The sequence below is a fragment of the Wolbachia endosymbiont (group B) of Episyrphus balteatus genome (genome assembly GCF_947250575.1).
Lineage (GTDB): Bacteria > Pseudomonadota > Alphaproteobacteria > Rickettsiales > Anaplasmataceae > Wolbachia.
In genome coordinates this window covers 1,263,678-1,285,903 of sequence record NZ_OX366325.1, presented here as the reverse complement: position 1 = coordinate 1,285,903, position 22,226 = coordinate 1,263,678, and the positions used below count along the sequence as shown (strand labels likewise).

Below are 22,226 nucleotides of genomic sequence, written 5' to 3'. Positions count from 1 at the left end.
TATAAATTGTGTACTATGAAAAAAGCATTAAGGCTTCTTTATGTATCTAAAAACAGCGCTAACTTATGACAAGAACAGTTGACGTATTACTACCACTTCCAATTGATCAGCTATTTTCATATGCAATTGAGAAAGATACTGAAATTTCAATTGGAGATTACGTAGTGGTGCCGTTTGGCAGAAAGCGTTTGATTGGAATAGTTTGGAGAGAAAGTAGCAAAAGCGATCGAGAATTAAAATTTATTGAACAAAAGGTCGATTTACCGAGCATCAGACCAAAACTGATCGAATTTGCAGAGTGGGTTGCGCAGTATAATGTAATACCTATTGGTATGCTTGCGAAAGTGATAATGGGGGGAGTGCTAAAAGTAAATCAAATAAATAAACTAGTTTATGCTGAACAAAAGCAGGAAATAAGCAAAATAGACTACCAATTAAACCCTGAACAGCAAGTAGCTCGCGATAAAGTAATAAGTAATTTGAGTGAGTATTCAGTGACTTTACTTGACGGTGAAACCGGGTCTGGGAAAACGGAAGTTTATCTCTCTGTAATTTCACAGTTAATTAAGAATCATAGTATTTACGAACATTGTCTATCCTTCTCCTGTAATTCCAGTGTTTCCTTCTCCTGTCATCCCAGTGCCTACTTTTTTTGCAATTCCAATGCTCTCTTCTCTTGTCATCCAGGTGCCCTCTTCTCTTGTCATCCCAGTGCTCCGACACTGGGATCCAGTTTTTCATATAATCTCATCACAAACGTTTATTTTAATTTAAGACCAATACCTAATTTAGAATCAAAATTCCTGGATAAACACTGGAATGACACCTTTGTATTTAAGGCAAAACCCACTGTAACACTTAGCATACTGCCTTTGCCAAGCACTGGAATGACAACAGAAGGAGGTAATGCACAAGTCCTTATCCTTCTGCCAGAAATTGTCCTAACTTCACAATTGGTAAATCGTGTTCGCAGTCAGACATCTTGCAATATAGCTGAGTGGCATTCAGGACTTACTCCCAAAGCTCGCCGAAATAATTGGCTTAGTATTGCAAATGGAAGTGCGCAGATCATTATTGGGGCAAGGTCAGCACTTTTTTTACCTTATAAAAACCTAAAATTAATCATCATTGATGAAGAGCATGACTCATCCTTTAAACAAGAACAGGGGATTATATATAATGCTCGAGATATGGCCATTATCTTAGCCAAGCTCGAAAATATTTCGATTATTTTATCATCCGCCACTCCGCTACTTGAAACAATTTATCATGTTAAAAAAGGGAATTACAATCATGTAAAATTGACTAAACGATTCGGTGGTGCAGAGTTGCCACAAATAAAAGTAGTAAATAATAAGCAATGGATTTCCAATGAACTTTTCGAAGGAATAAAACAAACCATAGAGAAAAAACAGCAAGTTATGCTCTTTCTAAACCGCAGAGGATACGCACAACTTGCAGTTTGTAAAAAGTGTGGATACAAAATTTCCTGCTCAAATTGTGCTGTCTGGCTTACATACCACAAAAAGAAGAACGTCCTTTTGTGTCACCATTGTTCTTATCAATCAAAACTTCCAGAAAAATGCTCCAATTGTCAAAGTGAGCAGTCATTGCTTCTTTATGGTGTGGGAATTGAAAGGTTAGTTGAAGAAATAGTGAAATTAATACCAAATGCAAAAACTGCGATTATCAGCAGCGATCAGAAGTCGCTTGGTAGCGTCATTGACTCAGTGCTTAAGGAAGAGGTGAATATTATAATCGGTACACAAGTGATTGCCAAAGGGCATAATTTCCCTAAGTTAACTTTGGTTGGAGTGATAAATGCAGATTTAGGACTTGAAAATTCTGATCTTAGGGCAGCAGAAAAGACGTATCAATTATTGCATCAAGTTGCGGGTAGATCTGGGAGGTTCAACGAAAAAGGAACAGTAATAGTGCAAACTAATAATCCTGAAAGTTTGATAATAAAAGCATTGCAGCAGCAAAAAAGGGATTTGTTTTATGAAGTTGAACTTGAGTCAAGACGCAAAGCTAAAATGCCACCATTTAGTAGATTAATAGCGCTTATAGTTTGCGGTAAGGATCAATTTGCAACGCAGAAAGCAGCAAGTGAGATAACAAGCTTTTTGCATGATCAATGTTCAGCTACTATTCCTTCTGCGTTGTCATTCCAGTGCGTGACTAGAAAAAAAGAACTCGAAATTTTTGGCCCATCACCAGCAGCAATAAATTTCTTAAATAATAAATATCGGTATAGAGTGCTACTCAAAATACACAATAAACATAGTTTATCTATAAAGAAAAAGCTAAAATATTGGATTAAAAATTACAACTTGAATTCAAATATTGCAGTAACAATAGATGTTGATCCTGTGAGTTTTTTTTGATGTTATTTGAATTTATTTGACATTCACAGAATTAATTATATTAATTTTTTAATCAATGATTTGACTTTTATTAGAGTTTATTATATTATTGATATAACTAGAATAAGGAGATGGTATGAATACTTTACTTGAAATCGTCTGTAGGCCAGGGATAAAGCATAAAGAAAAAATTAGAGAATTGAAGGCATTTCTTAATAAAAATATCGAAATACCTATTGATAAGGAGTTATTTAAATCAGCTTTATCTATAGAGGATACTGTAGATATAAGAAAAAAGATGGTGTATCTTATTTTGCAACACTGCATTGTATACGATAGTACAAGGTCTAAGAAAGCAGAGATATTGTCATTTAAAAACGTGATGAAGATTTTAGATAAAGCGGTGAATAGATCTGTTACTCCTCAGTATTTCTACAAATTGATCAATTTTCAAGATCAAGATCGAGAGACGTTATTACACCAAGCTGTTAGAAATAATAACACTGGTGCTATAAGAGCCCTTTTGGAACATGTTACAAATCCTTTGATAGAGAATGTAAATAAGCAAATTCCATTAGATTTAGCTCAAGGAAATACAAGAGAAGTACTCATTGAATGTATGAAAAACCAAGCTAAATTGAAAAAAGGAGATGCTAGATGTAATAGTTTGATTGGCATTGTACCTGGAGTTTTTCTTGGCATTGGACTCGGTGTTGGTGGTGCTTTAGTCCCTTCAATGACTATTATATTATGCGCACTCGCAGTATCTGCTCTTGTTGCTGGAATAGCAGTTGGACTGTCTATATATTTCCTAAGTCAAGACTATAAACAGGCTAAATCGATAGAAAAAGCTGTTAACCCTCAACTCTCTTTTGTCAAGCATGAAAAGGCTTATACAAATGAAGCAATGCTATAAGAATAATAACTGTGAGTTTTTTAACATTAGATTTCTTGCATAATCAAGTGTGATCCCAGTGTCAGCTACTTGTATAACAAGAAAGAAGGCACTGGTCTCACATGCATCTAAACGGATACATAACCTTTCATTCACAATTCGTCCTCAAATAGTCTAATTTTCTTTAGCTATGAAATAGAGCAAATTGATGTTTTATTAGTTGATGTCTGCTTTTTTGCAGAACATTGGTCAGGCTGTGATATAGAAGGTTGGTTAAATGTTGTTTTGGGCTTATTAAAAGAAGATCGTGCTGAAGATCGTGCTGAAGAAGGGCCAAAGCCACTATCTTTAGCCGAAGCATCATCCCCACCTTTACCTTCACCATAGTAGTCGGGCCTAAGGAATTTGCTTGAGTTTTTAGCATGTGATTTACCTATAACTGAATTCTTAGGTGAATCACCAAAACCACTATCTGCACTTGTATCTGCACTTGGTCCATCCGTCCCTACTTTTTCTTCAGAAGGGGCAAGAGTTTGTGGTTTCATAGCTGGCACACGCGCAGGATCAATGGATAGCTTATATTTAACTTTATCTTTACCTGTATCTTTATCTTTAACTTTATATTCGCTGATTAAAGAGCTCTCTGTGATCTTATCCATCACACAGTAAGCAATGTCTGGGTTAGCAAAATCTATTCCATACACTCCTTTACTGCCCAATAGCGATTTCTGTGAAGTCCGACCTTCAAAGCTATTTAATATATACATACCAAACATATTATTAACGTGATTCACTTCTTCTCTTGTTAAATATCCCTCCTCATTATTATAACTTACAATAGGAATTAAAACTAAATCTTTGTTACTGTTTAAGTAAGAGTCACGTACAATACGATCAACTGGTATGTTTGCTTTACGAAACAAATTAACCACTGCAAATTTCAGCATGTCAATAGCTCCAACCTCGCCTTTTGGAGTATCAAAACAACGACATGTCAAGTCTATTTCATGCCTTACTATGTCTTTGACGAACTTAAGATCATCAAAAACGCCTTTCTTTAAATATACATCATTCCCCTTCTCTTCTAAAAAACCCTTAAATCTTTTAGGACTATTTTCATAACTTTCCATTCTCGATGAGAATGATTTTACAAAAGAGTCTTTTAATTCTTGATCATCAAAGCCCTTACAGTATAAATAAGATTTTCTTTCAAAACCCACATCGTATACATTTTCATTCACATAATCTGGACCTTTAGGATGAACGTCCATAATACGTGCTATTGTAAACCGTATAAGTTCATTAGCTAGCAAATATTTTAGATTACAAACTACCTCTTTTTCAATTGGCACTGAAAACCTATGTCTGCTACTATCTGTAGTCCATTTTCCTTGCTTAAAGTTAAAAGGAAAAGAGTCTGTATAAAAAAGATCATTGGCAGCCTTTTCGACAAAAACTTTTTCATCCTCATCTTCATTATCTCCACAAAACTTTCCTACTATACTCTCTCTCATATTTTTCAAGTAGTCTTTGCGCTGACCAATATTCATATCTTTATCAAATGAGAGAACAATATGATCTTTTTCTACAGTGAGATTAGTAATAACAGTCTCATCAGAAAGAAGAACACTATTAAACGCTTTTACTAATTCTCGATTTATTTTACTTTTATTAGGCATAACGCCACCCCCCTAAACTAATATAATTATTTACTGCTGCCCTGACCACTAGATTGATTTTTCTTTCTTTCCTCTTCACGTCTAATCATGTCTCTAAAATCATCTATTTTCTTTGGATCTATTTTGCTCAGATCAATCTTTACTCTCCCTGAATCAGGTACTTTTTTATTTGGATCATTATTGCCATGCATATCAACCTCTAAATTAAATTATTATGTAATGAGTATATTAAGAATCAACTACTAGCACAAGCAGTTTTTTAACATAAATTTTATTCACCATTTTTATACTCCTGGATTCCAGACTGGGATGACAAGAGAGAGAGCTACTTAGATGACATTCCGCCATGTCATTCCAGCACTTGATGCTGGAATCCAGATAAAAAACCAGTCTGGAATGAAAAAAAGAGAGAGAACCTTTACACACCTCTCTCTTTGACTGAAGAAGCATGGTTTTCAACTTTTACGTCCTCAGTTAATCCTCCTGGCAGTTCCACAGCAGCATTAGCAGCTTTTTGCTGACTCTTAGGAGAAGACTCTTCTCCTTTGCGTTTCTCCCCTAAATCCTTCTTTTCTGTGTTGTTCCTTTTCACTCTCCTGTGTCGCTCTGGAGCGGGTGGACAGACAGCTAATTTTGGTTTTTCAGTTTTCTCTTCTTTTGCTTCTTTCTTTTCTTTATTCATTTTTTCCAGTTTTTGTACTTCACTATTTTTGTGACTTATAACAGGTTTAGGTAGAGTGTCTACTAATTTTTCTATAGGCTTTGGTAAAATAGCACGTTCTTGCTTGTCTAGAACAATTGGCATTGGAACTTGAGATGAAAAATTAAATAGGGAAATTGGTATGATTTCATTCACTTTTGTTTCTATTTCTTGACGAACTTCTTTTGATTCTGTTTTTTCTGCTTTTTTGTCTCTTTTTTCCTCAGTTACATCTTGCTCTACTACTGCTGCTAAATCAACTGCAAAAATTTCTGCAAACATTGCAATGACTGAGCCCACGAGAAAAGTTTGAAGCTTCAATTTTAAATTTTGCAACGCTTGCAAACGTTCGAGTATTGCTATTTCTTCTTCAGGAGATAACTCACCGCTGAGTAATTTCTCCTGCAATTCTTTTATCTCTTTGTCTAGCCTTTTATCCCAACTTAAATCTAAATCTTTTTTGAAGATCTTTTTAACTAATTCCTTAAGCTTATCACGCAAAAACTTAATTATCGAAAGAAGCAGATTTTTCTCTTTCTTCTCCTTGAGCATTTTGTAGACTTTCGGATCTACATTTACTTCAAAAAGATTAAAGAGGGATTCAAAGAAATTTGCGAATACCCCTTGATTATTATCAGTAAAGTAATCCTCATTATCTTGTATCTGTAGCTCTACTTGAGATAATGTTTCATCAATGCAACTCGCAGCCTGACGCTCAAGCTCTATTCTCTTGAGCTCAGCTTTCCTAGCAAGCTCCTCCATGAATCCTTTTAATTCATTGAGCTTCTGCTCTGCAGAGAGATCTTGCTCTCTGATTCGATTAATGTAGATTGAGCTACCGTCCTCTTCGTTGTTATTGATTAAAAAATTTTTCATTGCTTTTTCTCCATTAATTGAATTACTGTTTCTATAATTGTTTAGAAGGCTTTTTACCATTTTATCTTAAGTCTATAAAATACAATAACTCAATCTTACAATATGAAGTATTTAATAAGTATTAATCTTAAAAAATATCAATAAATTATTGATATTTTTACATTCATACTATATACAGCCTAGCATATATTACGTAATTTTTCAAGAACATATTCACTATAACAGAAGACTTTCTTATTTGCCTCTAAAACACCTGCAAATCATATAATAAAAGAATATTATAATGTTTAGTGTAATACTATACAATGTTTAAAATATAGTATAATACTAGCATACCACTGAATTAATGCTGAGATATTCCCTTGCTTGATCAGTTAAAACACGTCCTCTTGGTGTGCGCTTTACAAAACTGACCTTGATTAAATAAGGTTCTACTGTTTCTTCAATATTGCCAACATCTTCAGATAGTGCAATAGATATGGTGTCAATTCCAACAGGTCCTGAGGTGTTAAACAAAAATCTCAGATAATCCATATCTAATTTATTTAGTCCCATTTTATCTATACCCAATTTTGATAGTGCAGAACCGGCAATTTCACAGGTAATTTTTTTATCATCTTTTACTTCAACAAAATCTCTTATTCTTCTGAGTAATCTCAAAGCAATTCTTGGAGTACCACGGGCGCGGCAGGCAATTTCCTGCACAGCATCCTTTTCGATTTCAGCACAAAGAACTCTTGCACCTCTTTTTATAATATCAACCAGTTCCTCAAAAGAATAAAACTCAAGATGCAGGGGAATACCAAAACGATCCCTCAGCGGTGCAGAAAGCAGTCCAAGCCGTGTTGTTGCCCCAATCAGTGTAAATGGTGGTAAATCTATTCTTAAAGTTCTGGTAGATGGGCCCTCACCTACTAGTATATCTAGGCAAAAATCTTCCATAGCAGTATATAAAACTTCCTCAATGCTACGATTTAATCTATGGATCTCATCGATAAATAGAACATCTTTTGCATTTAAAGTAGTGAGCACTGCAGCTAAGTCCCCAGCTTTACTAAGCAATGGACCAGAAGTTGCACGAAAGCTAACCCTTAACTCCTTAGAGACAATTTGTGCTAAAGTTGTTTTACCAAGCCCTGGAGGACCATAGAGCAATACGTGATCCAAAGCTTCAGCTCTCGTCTGTGCAGCATTTATAAACACTTTTAAATTTTGTATTAAGTCTTTTTGCCCGACAAAATCATCAAGTTGCTCAGGCCGGATATTTAAATTACGTACATCTTCAGAGTATTCCTTACTACATGATATTGACTTCATATTGTTTTAAGCGCCATACGAATAATATCTTTAGTGTCCAAGTTTGGTGATTCATCTTCTATTTTTTTTATTGTATCATAAGCTTTTGTTCTTTCATATCCAAGATTGATCAAAGCTGAAAGAGCATCTTCACTAATTGAGTGAAAATGATTGTTATTTATCTCTAATTTACTTACTTTGCCATTCAGCTCAGTAATAATTCGATTTATGAGTTTCAGGCCAAGTCCACTCACCTTAAGTGCTAGTTTATCCTCATTTATAATTGCCAAAAACAGTTGCTCTGGAGTTAATTTGCTCAAAATTGACATTGCGGTTTTATAGCTGACACCGCTCACTTTAACTAATAAACGCAGACACTGCTGTTCTTCTTTACTTATAAAGCCATATAGCTGAGTAACGTTTTCTCTGCTATTTGCATAAGTGTCGATAAGTAATTTTACTCTACTTCCAATCGAACAAGCACTTAAAGTTTTGGCTGAAAGATATACTATGTAGCCAACATCATTCACATTCAGGATTATGTGATCGCTACACACCTCATCAACTATTCCTCTTAGATTTCCTATCATTTCTAGTACTTTATAAAATTCAGTTTAAATGCTCCTGAATCTTAGGTCAAGCAAACGAACATTATAGAAGTAGTTCCAGTTTCAATCATTGCAGACAAGTTTGCAGGAAATCTATTTTAATATGTTATTCCAGATCATTATGTAATTGAACCACAAGTTACTCCGATAGAAATAGAATTGCAGTCTCCTAACTTAGCTAAGTAATAGAAATTTCTATCTTTGGTGAAATAAAGGTAATTGTTTACTGTTTGCGAAAATATTTGCATAATTTAAGTAACATTACTTGATAAGAATTAACTATGGAGCTTAATAAGATTGCAGCATCGATTTTACTTTCTGGATTAATAATTATGATAGTTAGTAATGTAGTTGATATGCTCTACAACCCAGAGGATTATAAAATTGAACACCAAACAATAGTAGCAGCCAGCAATGAGCCTCAACAAAAGATTGAACAAGTGGCACTTGATATTGGAGAGCTCATGCAGAATGCTAGCTTTGAAAAAGGCAAGTCAGCAGCAAAAAAATGTATAGCTTGTCATAGTTTTGAGAAAGGTGGAATGAATAAAGTGGGGCCAAACTTATGGAACGTGGTTGGAAATAAAAAGGCCCATCTTGGCAGCTCATTCAATTACTCAAAAGCACTACTTGAAAAAGGTGGGAAATGGGAGTATGAGGAGTTATTTGCTTTTTTAAAAAATCCAAAAGCCTACATAAAAGGTACACGTATGGCATTTGCAGGCATTTCCAATCCACAAGAGATTGCAGATCTAGTCAGCTATTTGCGTTCGATGAGCGATAGTCCGGTTGCCTTGCCAAAGTAGTATGAATTATTGTAAATTACTCGATGGAAGTAATGGCCATATAGCATATCGAAAGCTACAAGGAAAGAAGGCTTCTATAGTTTTTTTTAGTGGTTTTGCATCCAATATGGATGGAACTAAAGCAACTGCCGTTTACAAATTTTGCCAAGAAAATGATATAGCACTTGTGCTCTTTGATTATTTTGGCCATGGTAATTCAAGCGGTGATTTTGCTGATTATACAATAAGTGATTGGCAAAAAAATTGTGCTAAAGTGATAAGTGAATTAACTAGCAATAAACAAATAATTATAGGTTCAAGTATGGGAGGATGGCTGATGCTGCTCACTGCTCTTCAATTTCCAGAAAAAATTGCAGCATTAATCGGCATATCGTCTGCTCCTGATTTTACTGAAGATTTGATATTCAAGCAATTGTCAGGCAAGCAAAAAGAAGAACTAGGTTCTAAAGGTGTAATAGATTTTACTTCGGAGCATTGTGCATACAAAATAACTAAAAATCTGATCGAAGACGGTAGAAAGAACCTTCTTTTAAACAGAGAAGCAATAGATATAAACTGTCCTGTGCGCTTATTGCATAGCATTAATGATAAAGATGTTCCTTATCAAACTTCATTGAATTTAGCTGAAAAAATTAAGTCAACAGACGTTGAAGTACACTTAATAAAATCAGCAGAACACAACATGTCTGATAATCATTCACTGAAAATTTTATTTAAGACCATCAGAGAATTTTTGCCAGGAGAAATATATAATTGAAGTAATTCAGATGTGTTTGTCGTAAGAGCTGCAGTCATAGCTTCAACAGTAGGCACTATTCTTGATCACCTCAACATTTTCTCTTGGCAATTCTTTAATAAATCGAGAAGTGCGCATTGGTTGCCACTGATTATTAATTTCCCTCCTATCTGCACATGAAATGATCAACCTTTCTTTTGCTCTAGTTATGCCAACATATGCAAGTCTTCTCTCTTCTTCTAAAGCTTTACCACTTTTATCTTCAAAAGATCTTTGATGAGGAAATAATCCTTCTTCCCAACCAGGTAAAAACACGCACGGGAATTCAAGCCCTTTAGCCGCATGAAGAGTCATAACATATACAGTGTCATCGCTATTCATATTATCCACTTCCATCACCAAACTAATATGCTCCAAGAAGGTTATAGTGCTGTCAAAATTCTTCAAAGATGAAATGAGCTCTTTAACATTTTCTATTCGCGCTAAACCCGTCACTCCTTCATTCTCAAGCATTTCCATATATCCTGATTGATTTGCTACGATTTTAACAAATTCATGCAGTGGTTTTACGCTTACTATTTCTTCCCAAGCTTTAATTTTATTTAAAAAATCATTTAGTGAGAGTTTAATTCTTTCGGTTACTTGATCACTATTAACCAATATTTTTGCTGCCTCAAAAAAAGAAATTTTGTTATCCTGAGCAGTCGTGTATATTTTCTTTAGAGTTGTAGCTCCTATGCTTCTTTTTGGACGATTTACGATCCTTTCAAAAGCGAGATCATCATTATTATTTGTAACAAGCCTCAAATATGCAATTATATCCCTTACTTCTTGACGTTCGTAGAATTTTACGCCACTTATAATCCTATAGGGAATTGAATATTTTATAAAATACTCTTCGAGCACTCTAGTTTGAAAAGTCGCTCTTACGAGCACTGCAATGTCACTAAATCTGTATTTATTGAGCTTTAATATCTGTTCGCTTATGAACCTTGCTTCAGCTTTCCCGTCCCATAATTTTATTAGATTTACCTTTTCCCCTTCAATGTTTGTTGTCCACAACTTTTTTTCTAAGCGAGTCTTATTGTGATTGATAACATATGATGCAGTTGCAAGTATGTGGGATGTTGACCTGTAGTTACACTCCAGTTTAACGGTTTTTGCATTTTTAAAATCATCGGAAAATTTCAAAATATTTTCAACTTCTGCACCACGCCAACTGTATATCGATTGATCGTCATCTCCTACACAACAAATATTTGAGTGCTCTTTTGCAAGGTATTTTAGCCAAAGATATTGTATTGCATTTGTATCTTGATATTCATCTACCATGATATATTTAAACTTGTTTTGGTAGTAGGATAGAACCTCGGTCTTTTGATTAAAGAGTTGTATGTTATATAGCAATAAGTCACCAAAATCGACAGAGTTAAGGAATTTTAACCTTTCCTGATACTGGTGATAGACTTTGAGTGCAGTCACGTATACTTGCCTAAATGATTGAACATCTTCCACTTCAGACGGCAATAAACACTTCTCTTTCCATTGCTGAATAATATTCATAATGGTCTTACATTTTTCTGATAGGTAATCAGGGCTGATTTCATTAATAATATTTTTTATTACCTGTAATTGATCATCCACACCAATGATTGTGAAATTGGAATTTAAGCCCACAATTTCAGCATGATAACGTAAAATTTTTGCTGCAATTGCATGGAAAGTGCCAAGCCATGGTATGTTTGTGCCCGTGAGTTCAAGCACTCTTGATATCATTTCATTTGCTGCTTTGTTCGTGAATGTAACTGCTAATATTTCATCAGAATAAGCGTGACCGTTTCTAATTATGTGCGCTATTCTTGAAGTAATCGTTCTTGTTTTTCCCGTTCCCGCCCCTGCCAGTATCAAAATCGGCCCATTTAAGTTAGTTACAGCTAATCGTTGCTCTGGATTTAACAGTGAGAGATAATCGTTCATTGAAGCCCTATAGACTATAACTTCGTAAAGTTAAACCTATGATCCAAATATTGTAAAGATTTTATTGAATAGAACAGTTTAAAGAATGCTTCACTCAAGTACTACATATTTAAACGTAGGTTTTTTATCTATCTTGTTTTAGTAGCTTCAGGTGTATGTCAAGTAACAACAACTTGATTTGAGGTATTGGCACTAGAGCTTCTGCTTGTTGGTTGGATAGGTGGAGTTTTGAATGGCTTAGGCTTACGATTCAGTTCCTTCATCTCTATTTCCTCAGCTTTAACAGGAAGTTTTTCTGGAACATAGAAGTTATGCATTTCAGGTCGTTCAGTGAGATTTTCATATGTTTCTTTCAACCAAGCTCCGATATCATATATAAACCCATATGCTTCTTCTTTAAATTCTCTCCATGATCCACCTAAACTGGCTAGTGTGTTATTGAAGTAAATTGTCACATGATCTCTTGTGGTGTATTGATAACTTTTGCCATCTAACTTGCCACTTTGCTTATCACAAGTTTCGAAGTAACCAAATATGTTATACATTTTGAGCTATTACTGACTATTAACATGCATATATTGTACATTAATAAATTAAAATTGTCAAGAGTGTTTGTGTGACTGAGGAAATGCTCTATATAATAATTTAAAATGGAGCTGAAGCTTGTAGTACAATGTTTTTAAACGTTTAATATAATATTGACTTTACGGCAATAATTATTTTAAGTTAGTAACTATTGTTGCAGTTAAAGTATCGATGCCTTTTTTCTTTTATTTTTTTGCAATTCTTAGCATTTTATCTGCTGTATGCGTAATTAGTGTAAGGAATCCTGTGCATGCAGTATTATTTTTAATTTTCACCTTCGTTAATTCTGCAGTTCTTTTTATTCTCCTTGGAGCTGAATTCATCGCTATGATGATGCTGATAGTATACATCGGTGCAGTTGCAGTGTTATTCCTCTTTGTAGTCATGATGCTCGATATTGACTACATAAGATTGCATCAGGGTTTTGCAAAGCATTTCACTCTTGGTGCTATATTATGTGTTGTGTTTTTTCTAATCATCAGCTTTGTAATTCGCAGTTCAGAACCGAATATAAGCAATGTTATAAACTATAATAACAATAACGTGAAAGCTATCGGTAATTTGCTCTACACTGACTACATGTACGCTTTTCATCTTTCTGGTATTCTGCTGCTTGTTGCAATTGTTGGTGCAATTGCTCTTACTTTGCAGGAAAAGAAAAAAGGAGTTAGAAAACAGAACGTGTTAAAGCAATTGACACAATCTTCATCTGTAAAATTGATTAAGGCTAAATTTGGAAAAGGAGTGGAATGGAAATAGGATTAAATCACTTTTTGATAATTGCTGCTGTTTTGTTCACTATTGGCGTGTGTGGTATTTTCATTAACCGTAAGAGCATAATCAATATACTGTTATCAATAGAAATATTATTGCTGGCAATTAATATCAATCTAGTTGCTTTTTCTGCCTTTATGAATGATATAGTTGGGCAAATTTTTGTGATGTTTGTGTTGACTGTTGCGGCAGCAGAGTCAGGAGTTGGGCTTGCAATATTGGTTGTATATTATAGAAGCCGTGGCAATATAGATGTTGAACAAGCGAACTTAATGAAAGAATGAAAGTATGATGGATATACTGAAATTAATAGTATTTTTGCCACTCTTTGGTTCGCTATTTGCAGCACTTTTTAGAAAAAGTCAGTTAGTTACAACGGCAGGGATTGGAATATCTGCAGCTTTATCTTGGTATGTTTTTCTCACCTTCTCTGAAAATTATCACTTGAGTTTATTTCCTCTATTTTCATTAAGTGTATTAAAAGTAAATTGGGCAATTAGTGTGGATGCTCTCTCATCCTTAATGCTTATTGTCATTACCACCGTTTCACTAGTAGTCCACCTCTATTCTATCGGTTATATGGAGCATGACAAAGGGAAGTCGAGGTTTTTTTCTTACCTATCGCTATTTACGTTTTGCATGATTGTGCTGGTTGTAAGCGATAATTTCGTGCAGCTTTTTTTTGGCTGGGAAGGGGTTGGCCTGTGTTCTTATTTACTCATAGGATTTTGGTTCCAAAAATATTCTGCAAATAATGCAGCAATTAAAGCATTTGTTGTGAATAGGGTAGGAGACTTTGCACTATTGATTGGAATCTTTCTTATTTATTATACATTTCACTCTTTGAATTTTACTGAAGTTTTTGATACAACTGATCTTCTTGGCACACAGAACATTAGAGCATTCTGCTGTGAATTCAAAGTAACTCATATAATATGCATATTACTTTTTATTGGCTGTATGGGTAAATCTGCACAGCTTGGTTTACATGTTTGGTTGCCAGATGCAATGGAAGGGCCAACCCCTGTTTCTGCACTCATTCACGCAGCAACGATGGTAACAGCAGGTATATTTTTAGTAGCAAAATGTTCTCCATTATTTGAGCTATCAAATGTGGCACGAGAATTAATAGTTATTGTTGGGGCACTTACTGCTTTCTTTGCAGCTACGGTTGCGATTACTCAGAACGATATAAAAAAAATAATTGCTTATTCAACCTGCAGTCAACTTGGTTATATGTTCATGGCATGTGGGCTTTCTGCTTACAATGTTGCTATTTTTCATTTAATGACACACGCTTTTTTTAAAGCTCTACTATTTCTTGGTGCTGGCAATGTGATTCATGCAATGCATCATGAGCAAAACATTCAGAAAATGGGAAATTGCTGGAAGAAAATCCCTTGCACTTATACTCTCATGTGGATTGGATCTCTTGCGCTTTCTGGAATATTTCCATTTGCAGGTTTTTACTCAAAGGATTTGATAATTGAACATGCTTATAGCACGGATAGCTTTGCTTTTGTAATAAGCTTAGTTGTTGCATTCTTCACAGCGTTTTACTCTTGGAGGTTATTGCTTCTTGTGTTCCACAGCCAAAAACAAAGTAAAATTAATATACATGAGGCACCAAAGATTATGCTTATACCATTACTGATACTCGCTTTTGGATCAGTATTTTCTGGAATATGGGGAGCAAATATTTTGAACATAACTAGTAATGCGTTTTGGAAATCAAGTTTAGTGATGATTGATGAGCATGGAGTTCATAATTTCTTTATAAAACTACTGCCAACCTTAGCAAGCCTAAGTGGAATAGCACTTGCGTACCTAATTTACCAATATCAAGTAATTAGGCAAATTAAGAGTAAATTTTTACTTAAGTTTTTGCAGAATAAATGGTACTTTGATGAGGTGTATGAGTTTGTTATAATTGCACCGATAAGGTTTATATCTAGGCTTCTATGGAAGTTTGATGTTAAGGCTATTGATTCATTTGGACCAAATGGTGTTGTAAGGTTGGTTAATGAATGTTCAAAAAGTTCTATAAAGTTACAAACTGGTTATATATTTGATTATGCATTTATTATGTTTGTTACTTTAATAATCGGTGCTTTATATATTATTGGAATTAAATAGAAGGTGTTGTTACTTAGTATATTCTTGCTTCCACTGATAGGAGCGTTGATTTTATCCTCGATCAGGATTAATCATCAATCTATACACTTAAGATTCCTTGCCCTATTTTTTGCTGTACTTCCATTTTTGCTTAGCATTGTAGCTTGTATAGAATTTGATTATAACGATGCGGACTTTCAGTTTGTCAGCTATCCAGTAAGAGATATTGGAATAGGGGTGGATGGAATATCGTTGCTTTTCCTTCTGCTTACAACTTTCTTGTTTGTTATTTGTATGCTCTATAATTGCAAAATGAGTTATACGACCCTAAAAGCCTATATGGCATTATTTCTACTGCTTGAGAGTTTTGTAGTCGGTTTTTTCGTTTCACTGAATGCTATAAGCTTTTATGTGTTTTTTGAAGCTGTCTTAATACCAATGTTCTTTATTATTGGCATTTGGGGAGGGAAGCAAAGGATATATGCGACGTTTAAGTTATTTCTTTATACATTAACTGGCTCATTATTATTTCTACTGGGGTTAGTATACATCTATAGTGTTTTTGGAACGTTTAGTATACAAAAATTAGCTACATTAGTGCCAAGCCTTGATCTTGAAGTGCAGTCATTGCTGTGGATTGCATTTTTTATTTCTTTTGCAATAAAAGTACCGATGTTTCCATTTCACACTTGGCTTCCTGATGCACATGTGCAATCACCAACTTCTGGATCTGTGATTTTAGCTGGCTTGCTTATTAAAATGGGGGGATATGGATTTTTAAGATTTTCTATTCCAATGCTTCCTCAGGCAAGTTTGTATTTTTCAAATTTCGTTGTTGTGCTGAGCATTATTGCGGTGATATATGCTTCTCTAGTTGCGTTTGCTCAAGATGATATAAAGAAGTTAATAGCTTATTCTTCAATAGCACATATGGGGATCGTTACCGCTGGCCTCTTTTCATTTTGTGAGGAAGGAGTACTGGGTAGCATATTTCAAATGATTAGTCATGGCCTTATTTCTGCTGCTTTATTTTTGTGTGTTGGAATGCTATATACTCGAACTGGGACTTTGGAGATTGCAAAATATTTTGGCATAGTAAACACAATGCCAAAATTTGGTTTTATGTTCATTTTATTTTCAATGGCTTCAATAGGGCTACCTGGAACATCTGGGTTCGCAGGTGAGTTTTTGGCTATGGTTGGAATGTTTAAGAGCATAGGGTTTTTTACAGGATTTATCGCACTTGGCACTATTTTAAGCGCAGTTTATATGCTGAATTTATGTAAGCAAATAATATGGGGGGTTAGCTATTCTAAATTATTAAATAATCGCTTGGATAGCATAGAATTTTCTGTCTTAATTCTGCTTGCAGTGTTTGTTATTTTGCTTGGATTCTACCCAACCCTTGCACTGAATTATTTGAAGCCATGTATGGCAAATTTGTTAGTCAAATATAATGCGCTATGAATTATATACAGATATTGCCGGAAACGTTCTCTATTATCTCCTCGTTAGTGTTGCTACTGCTTGGAATTATATTTAACCGCCGAACTATCAACTTATTAGCACTTGGCTGCACAGTGGTAACTTTGATTATTTTAATTATTTCGGCAGAAAACAATGAAATTTTTCTCTTTAATTCGTTGTTAAAACTCAATTTATACATCAGGTCAGCCCAAGGGTTAATTCTCAGCACAGGAATTTTAATACTTTTGATGCTGAATTTATCAAAATATGACTATAAATATGAATTTTCAATACTGATTCTTTTTGCGCTATTTGGCATGATAACTTTGGTTTCAGCAAATAGTCTGATTTCTTTTTATTTAGCTTTTGAGTTGATGAGTATATCTTTGTATGTTCTTGCGAGCTTTAATAAAGATTCAGCTTATTCATGTGAAGCAGGAGTGAAATATTTTACACTTAGTGCACTATCTTCCTGCATTATGCTATATGGAATGTCGCTGCTTTATGGATATACAGGACAAGTCAATTTCTCTGAGCTCGGTTCATTCTTGCAAAACCATCAGATAACTTATGGAATAGTTTTTGGGTTAGTTTTTATCCTTATTGGTTTGTGTTTCAAGCTTGCTATTGCTCCTTTTCATATGTGGGCTCCAGATGTCTATCAAGGTGCACCTACCATAGTAACTGCGTTTTTTTCTACGGCCCCAAAAGCTGCACTTGTAACATTTTTAATTCGATTGATGAATGAAGAGTTAGTAAATGTAAAAAGTTATGTTCAGCCTATTTTCTTATACGTTTCAGCATTGTCTGTGCTTATCTCAGCTTTTGGGGCCTTGCGTCAGCAAAACTTAAAAAGGCTGTTTGCTTACAGTTCAATTGGTCACATTGGTTTTATATTTGCTTCACTTTCTATTTTTACACAAGCAGGAATAGATAGTGCCTTAATGTATTTGGTGATATATATCATCACAAGCATAGGGCTATTCTCATATCTCGTACAAATTGACGATGATGATTGTGATATTGCAAATTTATCTGGTATAGGAAAAAAGCAACCAATTTTAGCATTCCATCTTTCTATACTATTACTCTCGATGTCGGGAATACCTCCACTTGCAGGTTTTATCGCTAAATTTTTTATATTCAAAAGTTTAATAAATTCTGGCTTTATCAGCCTGTCTTTGATTCTTGTAACAGCGAGTGTGATATCATGCTACTATTATTTAAATATCATGAAAGTTATGTATTTTGATAAAGCTAGTGGTAATAAGGTTGCTTATTCTAAGGGTCTATTCATTATCACTTCAGTGGCTTCACTGATCAATCTCGTTCTTTTCTTGTATGTAGAAGATCTTGACTCACTCATTAAACTAAAGGGCTGACAAGGTGATCCTTGAAGGTTTTCGTATTTATCATTACAAAGAAGTTCCAAGTACTAATAAAGAAGCATTGGGTTTAATTGAGAAAGGGATATCTAATGAAACTATTATTATTGCCGATAAACAAGCAGAAGGCAGGGGACGCACTGGAAAAAGCTGGATTTCTCCAGAGGGTAATCTCTATGCAAGTTTGATAATTAACCAAGAAACGGATGTCAGCAAATTGACAGAATTGACTTTTGTGACTGCTCTTGCTGTTGGAAATACTTTATTATCGTTAAATTTCTTGAATAATCAAACCCACTGCGGTGTCATCCCAGTGCGTGACACTGGAATCCATACTTTTTCTTCTGGATCCCAGTGTCACGCACTGGGATGACAAGAGATCAATTCATAAACGATCTCAATCTTCAACATAAATGGCCAAATGACATTCTAATCGATAGCAAGAAAATAAGCGGAATATTGCTTGAAAAAAAATCCAATTCAAATTGGCTCATTATAGGAATTGGAATTAATGTCAATCATGCGCCACTGCCAGGCACAACGTGCATTAGCAATTACGGTGAATCTGTGTCTAACATGGATCTATTAAAGGAATTAATAATAAATTTTAATAAGCTAAGAAAGCAATGGCTATTTGATGGGTTTTATGCTATAAGAGAAATGTGGTTAAAAAAAGCATTCAAAATGAATGAGCAAATCAGTGTAAAGTTAGCTGACAAATTGTATGAAGGAATTTTTGCTGATATAGATAAAAGTGGTAAATTGTTGTTGCAGCAAAAGGATGGAAGCTTAATTTATTTTGATGCAGGTGAGTTATTTATTGGCAGTGCATTATGAATACATATGTAATTTTTGCTTACCTTATTAGTTTCATACTGATTGGTGGAAATTTGATTTTTACCGTTTCTTGCTATACTAAAAGTAAAAAAATTCTAGAAAGCCTGAAAGATAATAATGAAGAAGAAACATAAGCGATTACTTATAACTTCAGGAATTTTCTGCTTTTTAAGTTGTGCAGTTTTTTTTATTTTAACAACGCTCAAAGAAAATATCTCATTTTTCTATACAGTAAGTGAGGCAATAGTTTTACCAAATAATCAAAAGCCAATCCGTGTTGGTGGAATGGTTGTTGAAAATAGCGTGATACGGAGCGAAAGCGAAGTAGTTTTTCAAATGACAGATTTTAATAAGAGCATTATGGTGAAATATCAGGGAATACTTCCACCAATGTTTTCAGAAAAAAGTGGTGTTGTTGTGCAAGGTAAAATATTTGATAATGGTACCTTTCTTGCAGATACGGTGTTTGCAAAACATGATGAGAACTATAAGCCGAAAGTCCTAAAATAGATTTCCTAATGCAGCTGTATTGAAACGATATGTAGAGAGAGTAACAGCCTGCTAGCAAGCTGTTACTTTCCTAACTACTATAATATATCAGAGTGAGTTGGTGCTTCCCATTCTACGTTATTATGGTCAATTATTGCTGCTTTTAATCCTTCAACTTCTCCCCTTAGGTGATCAAGTTCTTCTGCCCATGTTCTATAGTTTTTATTATTATCAATAAATCCATCCTGTTGAATTAACTGATTCAAATGAGATAAACCTTCGGCCAAGTGTTGGTTCATATCAATAAACTCTTCTCTAAGTTGTGCTATGTTGTCCATAATTGAGACACGCAAGCCCGAAACAAACTTCTCATTTAAATCGTAGATTAACTTATCCATAACTTGATAGACGTAATGAATTGTTGCAATTTTATCTTCAATGTCCTCAAAGTTTGTGGGCTTAACTTCAACTTCTATATTGTCTATTTCTTTAAAGTTGAAATCGCTCATTTGGTTTATTGCTTCAAAGTTATTTTCGCTTTCTTGTTTACTATTATTCATGCTAACTCCTATAAAATTAACTCAGCTACATTGAAATGGTATGTGAAAAGAGGTAACAGCCTGCTAGCAAGCTATTACCTTTTTTATTAAAGCAACCCGTTCTCTTCGCCAGTAGCATAAGATAATCGAGGGAAGCTTTCAAACGAGCCTGGCTGCTCTGCAGTAAAATCGTCAAAATCACTTCGAATCTTTTGAAGTTTATCGTTTATTGTCTTTGTATTTTTCCCTATAGTATCTATAGTTGCTGACAGTGACTTCACTATGCCATTTTCAATTTGATTGTTTAAATCTGTGTTATATTTATCAATACTTTTCATGAGGCCATCATAAAACTTTTTTAAGTATTTTGCATCTATAGATATAAATGGGATCTTATTAATGTCGTCTTTGCTCATTTCCTTAGTTATATCAAACTGCATCTTTGTTTTTTTTTCAGTTACTGTGTCTATTTCTGGTGTTAAAAACGTTAGTTTATTAAATTTAAGTTTCTGAAATTGTGCTAAATCATTTGAATTATCTCCTTCACCAAAATATAATTCTGCATTGCTTTTACTCATAATAAGTTACTCCTATAAAAAATTGGGTTTCATAATAAATTGCTACCATACAAGTAGCATTGAATCGTTACTGTCTTCCACTGTTGTTATAAAATCTGGAGCTTCAAACGTGCCTGGCATATCATCCTTGATTTGCTTGAGCATCTCCTTGATTTCCTCGTTATGTTTACTCTGCTCGTCAAGTTTCCCTTTTAATTCATCAATGATAGCATTGGACTGATCTTTACTGCCAAGATTACCAATCACAGACATGACTTTCTCATGAGGCAGTTTGTGAATAATATCTTTCAGCTCTTCTGCACCTAAGTTATCCAAAAGTTCTTTAAACTGCTCATGAGACATACTATGAGCAAAAGCTTGAAGTTTTTCTGGTTTGTCAACTAAAGACTTAATAACTATCTTAATCTTATCAGAATCAGTTAACTCGCGAGCGACTATTGCAAGTTTCTCGTGGTCTAGCTTATTAATTAAATTATGTAATGTATCTTCTTCTAAAGTTTTTACTAAGATTGGAAGTTTATTTTTCAACGCGTCGTCCAAAATAGTGTTTATCATTTTCTCATTTGCATTTTTTATTAGTTCTACAAACTGGTCATTACTCATTGTCTTGATCATCATCTCGAACTGATCCATTTTAAGGTGAGGGAAAATTTGTTTTACTTGATCTAGGTTAAAGTCTTTTACTAAGTTCGTAACCTGATTCTCATTTAATAAGGGGACTATTATTCCTAACTTTTTTGAATCCAATGTGTGAGTAAGGGCTTGTAATTGATGATTGGTTAAATGATCCACTAAAGCTAGAAATTGTCCATCTGTTAAGTTTTTTGCTAGGACCTGCAACTGGTTTGAGCTCAGCTCAGGAATTATTTTTTGCAGTTGCCCGTTACTAAGAGTATTGGCAAGGGTCTTTAGTTGGTTTTCTGTTAAGCCCTTAAAAAAAGTTTTGGCGAACTCACTTGATATTAGTACACTCTTTGGTATCTTAGACGATGTTATATCTTCTATCACCTTTGCTGTATCATGGTGTGGCATACTGTATTGTAATATCTTGTTGTCAGGTGAATCGATTATGTTTCCTTCCTTATCTGAAAAATAATATTTATCGTCACCAAGACCTGATTCCTCCCATGTTAAATATTTGTACTTCAATTCTTCACTTACAAAATTATGATAACCAGTTTTATCTCCTGTGCCCCAATTTAATGATAGTTTAACTAATCTATCATTGTCATATGCAAATGAATTACTGTTCTTATAATAACCAGGTTGATCATCTAGAATATATCTGTTTTGTTTTTCTTCTACGCAATACATTCCTAATCTATCAAGAAAATCGCTACAGAATTTTATAGATAATTCTAGCGTATCGTCTTCTTCACTTAGCGATATAAGCTTGACTTTTTTCATAGATTGAGGATTTTTAATGTTAGAATACACTTCATATCCACTAGATCCGCATGAAAATTGCTGTCCAGGTACCATCTTAAAGACATGTTTTTTTCCACTCATAAGTATTAT

General features: G+C 34.3%; 21 protein-coding genes and 1 pseudogene. 12 read left to right on the top strand and 10 right to left on the bottom strand.

The features are described 5' to 3' along the window. The first annotated feature begins 65 nt into the window (after positions 1 to 65). Both priA and OOL05_RS06140 read left to right on the top strand, forming a co-directional pair. Positions 66 to 2,387 (top strand): replication restart helicase PriA, encoded by a 2,322-nt coding sequence (priA, locus tag OOL05_RS06145; protein ID WP_264730227.1) that lies wholly within the window; start codon positions 66 to 68, stop codon positions 2,385 to 2,387. A 115-nt stretch (positions 2,388 to 2,502) separates the two neighbouring features. Beyond that, positions 2,503 to 3,282: a hypothetical protein gene (locus OOL05_RS06140; protein ID WP_264730225.1), complete on the top strand. Its 780-nt coding sequence runs from the start codon at positions 2,503 to 2,505 to the stop codon at positions 3,280 to 3,282. Between the two features lie 167 nt (positions 3,283 to 3,449). On the opposite strand, the gene OOL05_RS06135 is transcribed toward OOL05_RS06140, so the two are convergent. The 5 genes from OOL05_RS06135 to ruvA form a co-directional block, all read right to left on the bottom strand. Beyond that, positions 3,450 to 4,940, bottom strand: coding sequence for a hypothetical protein (locus OOL05_RS06135; RefSeq protein ID WP_264730224.1), 1,491 nt, complete (start codon positions 4,938 to 4,940; stop codon positions 3,450 to 3,452). A gap of 26 nt (positions 4,941 to 4,966) precedes the next feature. After that, positions 4,967 to 5,131, bottom strand: a complete 165-nt coding sequence (locus tag OOL05_RS06130; RefSeq protein WP_010404042.1) for a hypothetical protein — start codon at positions 5,129 to 5,131, stop codon at positions 4,967 to 4,969. A gap of 227 nt (positions 5,132 to 5,358) precedes the next feature. Further along, on the bottom strand, positions 5,359 to 6,576 hold the full coding sequence (locus tag OOL05_RS06125; RefSeq protein ID WP_264730222.1) for a hypothetical protein: 1,218 nt from the start codon (positions 6,574 to 6,576) through the stop codon (positions 5,359 to 5,361). 267 nt (positions 6,577 to 6,843) lie between these two features. After that, entirely contained in the window at positions 6,844 to 7,833 is a 990-nt protein-coding gene (ruvB, locus tag OOL05_RS06120) for a Holliday junction branch migration DNA helicase RuvB (protein ID WP_007302374.1), read from the bottom strand. Beyond that, positions 7,830 to 8,402 (bottom strand): Holliday junction branch migration protein RuvA, encoded by a 573-nt coding sequence (ruvA, locus tag OOL05_RS06115; protein WP_007302375.1) that lies wholly within the window; start codon positions 8,400 to 8,402, stop codon positions 7,830 to 7,832. Before ruvA ends, ruvB begins: the two co-directional genes overlap by 4 nt. A gap of 299 nt (positions 8,403 to 8,701) precedes the next feature. On the opposite strand from ruvA, the gene OOL05_RS06110 reads away from it, so the two are divergent. After that, entirely contained in the window at positions 8,702 to 9,226 is a 525-nt protein-coding gene (locus OOL05_RS06110) for a c-type cytochrome (protein WP_007302376.1), read from the top strand. A 1-nt stretch (position 9,227) separates the two neighbouring features. Next, positions 9,228 to 9,983, top strand: coding sequence for an alpha/beta hydrolase (locus OOL05_RS06105; protein WP_007302377.1), 756 nt, complete (start codon positions 9,228 to 9,230; stop codon positions 9,981 to 9,983). Positions 9,984 to 10,025: 42 nt separating this feature from the next. On the opposite strand, the gene OOL05_RS06100 is transcribed toward OOL05_RS06105, so the two are convergent. Then, the gene (locus tag OOL05_RS06100) at positions 10,026 to 11,939 is read right to left on the bottom strand and encodes an ATP-dependent helicase (RefSeq protein WP_264376133.1); all 1,914 of its coding nucleotides are present in this window, start codon (positions 11,937 to 11,939) and stop codon (positions 10,026 to 10,028) included. 158 nt (positions 11,940 to 12,097) lie between these two features. Further along, a complete protein-coding gene (locus OOL05_RS06095; protein ID WP_264376132.1) occupies positions 12,098 to 12,484 on the bottom strand; it encodes a WD_0964 family protein in 387 nt (128 codons plus the stop codon). 211 nt (positions 12,485 to 12,695) lie between these two features. Here OOL05_RS06095 and OOL05_RS06090 point away from each other — a divergent pair, with 211 nt between their 5' ends. The 8 genes and pseudogenes from OOL05_RS06090 to ccmE all read left to right on the top strand — a co-directional run bounded on the left by OOL05_RS06090 (position 12,696) and on the right by ccmE (position 19,612). Continuing rightward, positions 12,696 to 13,283, top strand: coding sequence for an NADH-quinone oxidoreductase subunit J (locus tag OOL05_RS06090; protein ID WP_029237644.1), 588 nt, complete (start codon positions 12,696 to 12,698; stop codon positions 13,281 to 13,283). Beyond that, positions 13,274 to 13,582: an NADH-quinone oxidoreductase subunit NuoK gene (gene nuoK / locus OOL05_RS06085; protein WP_010404075.1), complete on the top strand. Its 309-nt coding sequence runs from the start codon at positions 13,274 to 13,276 to the stop codon at positions 13,580 to 13,582. The genes OOL05_RS06090 and nuoK overlap by 10 nt, the downstream gene beginning before the upstream one ends. Positions 13,583 to 13,586: 4 nt before the next feature. Next, the gene (nuoL, locus tag OOL05_RS06080) at positions 13,587 to 15,434 is read left to right on the top strand and encodes an NADH-quinone oxidoreductase subunit L (RefSeq protein ID WP_264376131.1); all 1,848 of its coding nucleotides are present in this window, start codon (positions 13,587 to 13,589) and stop codon (positions 15,432 to 15,434) included. A 3-nt stretch (positions 15,435 to 15,437) separates the two neighbouring features. Then, positions 15,438 to 16,880, top strand: coding sequence for a complex I subunit 4 family protein (locus OOL05_RS06075; RefSeq protein ID WP_264730218.1), 1,443 nt, complete (start codon positions 15,438 to 15,440; stop codon positions 16,878 to 16,880). Beyond that, entirely contained in the window at positions 16,877 to 18,262 is a 1,386-nt protein-coding gene (locus OOL05_RS06070) for an NADH-quinone oxidoreductase subunit N (protein WP_264730216.1), read from the top strand. Before OOL05_RS06075 ends, OOL05_RS06070 begins: the two co-directional genes overlap by 4 nt. 4 nt (positions 18,263 to 18,266) lie before the next feature. Next, a pseudogene (locus OOL05_RS06065) lies at positions 18,267 to 19,102 on the top strand (biotin--[acetyl-CoA-carboxylase] ligase). Beyond that, positions 19,099 to 19,236 carry a CcmD-like small membrane protein gene (locus tag OOL05_RS06060; protein WP_007302385.1) on the top strand — a complete coding sequence of 46 codons (138 nt, stop codon included), beginning with the start codon at positions 19,099 to 19,101 and terminating at the stop codon, positions 19,234 to 19,236. The pseudogene OOL05_RS06065 and the gene OOL05_RS06060 overlap by 4 nt, the downstream one beginning before the upstream one ends. Next, positions 19,220 to 19,612: a cytochrome c maturation protein CcmE gene (gene ccmE / locus OOL05_RS06055; RefSeq protein WP_264730214.1), complete on the top strand. Its 393-nt coding sequence runs from the start codon at positions 19,220 to 19,222 to the stop codon at positions 19,610 to 19,612. Before OOL05_RS06060 ends, ccmE begins: the two co-directional genes overlap by 17 nt. A 77-nt stretch (positions 19,613 to 19,689) precedes the next feature. Here the strand turns inward: ccmE and OOL05_RS06050 are convergent, their stop codons facing one another. The 3 genes from OOL05_RS06050 to OOL05_RS06040 all read right to left on the bottom strand — a co-directional run bounded on the left by OOL05_RS06050 (position 19,690) and on the right by OOL05_RS06040 (position 22,217). Beyond that, entirely contained in the window at positions 19,690 to 20,151 is a 462-nt protein-coding gene (locus tag OOL05_RS06050) for a hypothetical protein (protein ID WP_264730213.1), read from the bottom strand. Between the two features lie 86 nt (positions 20,152 to 20,237). Then, the gene (locus OOL05_RS06045) at positions 20,238 to 20,708 is read right to left on the bottom strand and encodes a hypothetical protein (protein ID WP_264730212.1); all 471 of its coding nucleotides are present in this window, start codon (positions 20,706 to 20,708) and stop codon (positions 20,238 to 20,240) included. Positions 20,709 to 20,750: 42 nt separating this feature from the next. After that, positions 20,751 to 22,217, bottom strand: coding sequence for a magnesium transporter (locus tag OOL05_RS06040; protein WP_264730210.1), 1,467 nt, complete (start codon positions 22,215 to 22,217; stop codon positions 20,751 to 20,753). Between the last annotated feature and the right edge of the window lie 9 nt (positions 22,218 to 22,226).

Bases quoted from the DNA above. Each gene is read 5' to 3' on its own strand.
- priA (WP_264730227.1), top strand. From the start codon at position 66: ATGACAAGAACAGTTGACGTATTACTACCACTTCCAATTGATCAGCTA.
- OOL05_RS06140 (WP_264730225.1), top strand. From the start codon at position 2,503: ATGAATACTTTACTTGAAATCGTCTGTAGGCCAGGGATAAAGCATAAA.
- OOL05_RS06135 (WP_264730224.1), bottom strand. From the start codon at position 4,940: ATGCCTAATAAAAGTAAAATAAATCGAGAATTAGTAAAAGCGTTTAAT.
- OOL05_RS06130 (WP_010404042.1), bottom strand. From the start codon at position 5,131: ATGCATGGCAATAATGATCCAAATAAAAAAGTACCTGATTCAGGGAGA.
- OOL05_RS06125 (WP_264730222.1), bottom strand. From the start codon at position 6,576: ATGGTAAAAAGCCTTCTAAACAATTATAGAAACAGTAATTCAATTAAT.
- ruvB (WP_007302374.1), bottom strand. From the start codon at position 7,833: ATGAAGTCAATATCATGTAGTAAGGAATACTCTGAAGATGTACGTAAT.
- ruvA (WP_007302375.1), bottom strand. From the start codon at position 8,402: ATGATAGGAAATCTAAGAGGAATAGTTGATGAGGTGTGTAGCGATCAC.
- OOL05_RS06110 (WP_007302376.1), top strand. From the start codon at position 8,702: ATGGAGCTTAATAAGATTGCAGCATCGATTTTACTTTCTGGATTAATA.
- OOL05_RS06105 (WP_007302377.1), top strand. From the start codon at position 9,228: ATGAATTATTGTAAATTACTCGATGGAAGTAATGGCCATATAGCATAT.
- OOL05_RS06100 (WP_264376133.1), bottom strand. From the start codon at position 11,939: ATGAACGATTATCTCTCACTGTTAAATCCAGAGCAACGATTAGCTGTA.
- OOL05_RS06095 (WP_264376132.1), bottom strand. From the start codon at position 12,484: ATGTATAACATATTTGGTTACTTCGAAACTTGTGATAAGCAAAGTGGC.
- OOL05_RS06090 (WP_029237644.1), top strand. From the start codon at position 12,696: ATGCCTTTTTTCTTTTATTTTTTTGCAATTCTTAGCATTTTATCTGCT.
- nuoK (WP_010404075.1), top strand. From the start codon at position 13,274: ATGGAAATAGGATTAAATCACTTTTTGATAATTGCTGCTGTTTTGTTC.
- nuoL (WP_264376131.1), top strand. From the start codon at position 13,587: ATGATGGATATACTGAAATTAATAGTATTTTTGCCACTCTTTGGTTCG.
- OOL05_RS06070 (WP_264730216.1), top strand. From the start codon at position 16,877: ATGAATTATATACAGATATTGCCGGAAACGTTCTCTATTATCTCCTCG.
- OOL05_RS06060 (WP_007302385.1), top strand. From the start codon at position 19,099: ATGAATACATATGTAATTTTTGCTTACCTTATTAGTTTCATACTGATT.
- ccmE (WP_264730214.1), top strand. From the start codon at position 19,220: ATGAAGAAGAAACATAAGCGATTACTTATAACTTCAGGAATTTTCTGC.
- OOL05_RS06050 (WP_264730213.1), bottom strand. From the start codon at position 20,151: ATGAATAATAGTAAACAAGAAAGCGAAAATAACTTTGAAGCAATAAAC.
- OOL05_RS06045 (WP_264730212.1), bottom strand. From the start codon at position 20,708: ATGAGTAAAAGCAATGCAGAATTATATTTTGGTGAAGGAGATAATTCA.
- OOL05_RS06040 (WP_264730210.1), bottom strand. From the start codon at position 22,217: ATGAGTGGAAAAAAACATGTCTTTAAGATGGTACCTGGACAGCAATTT.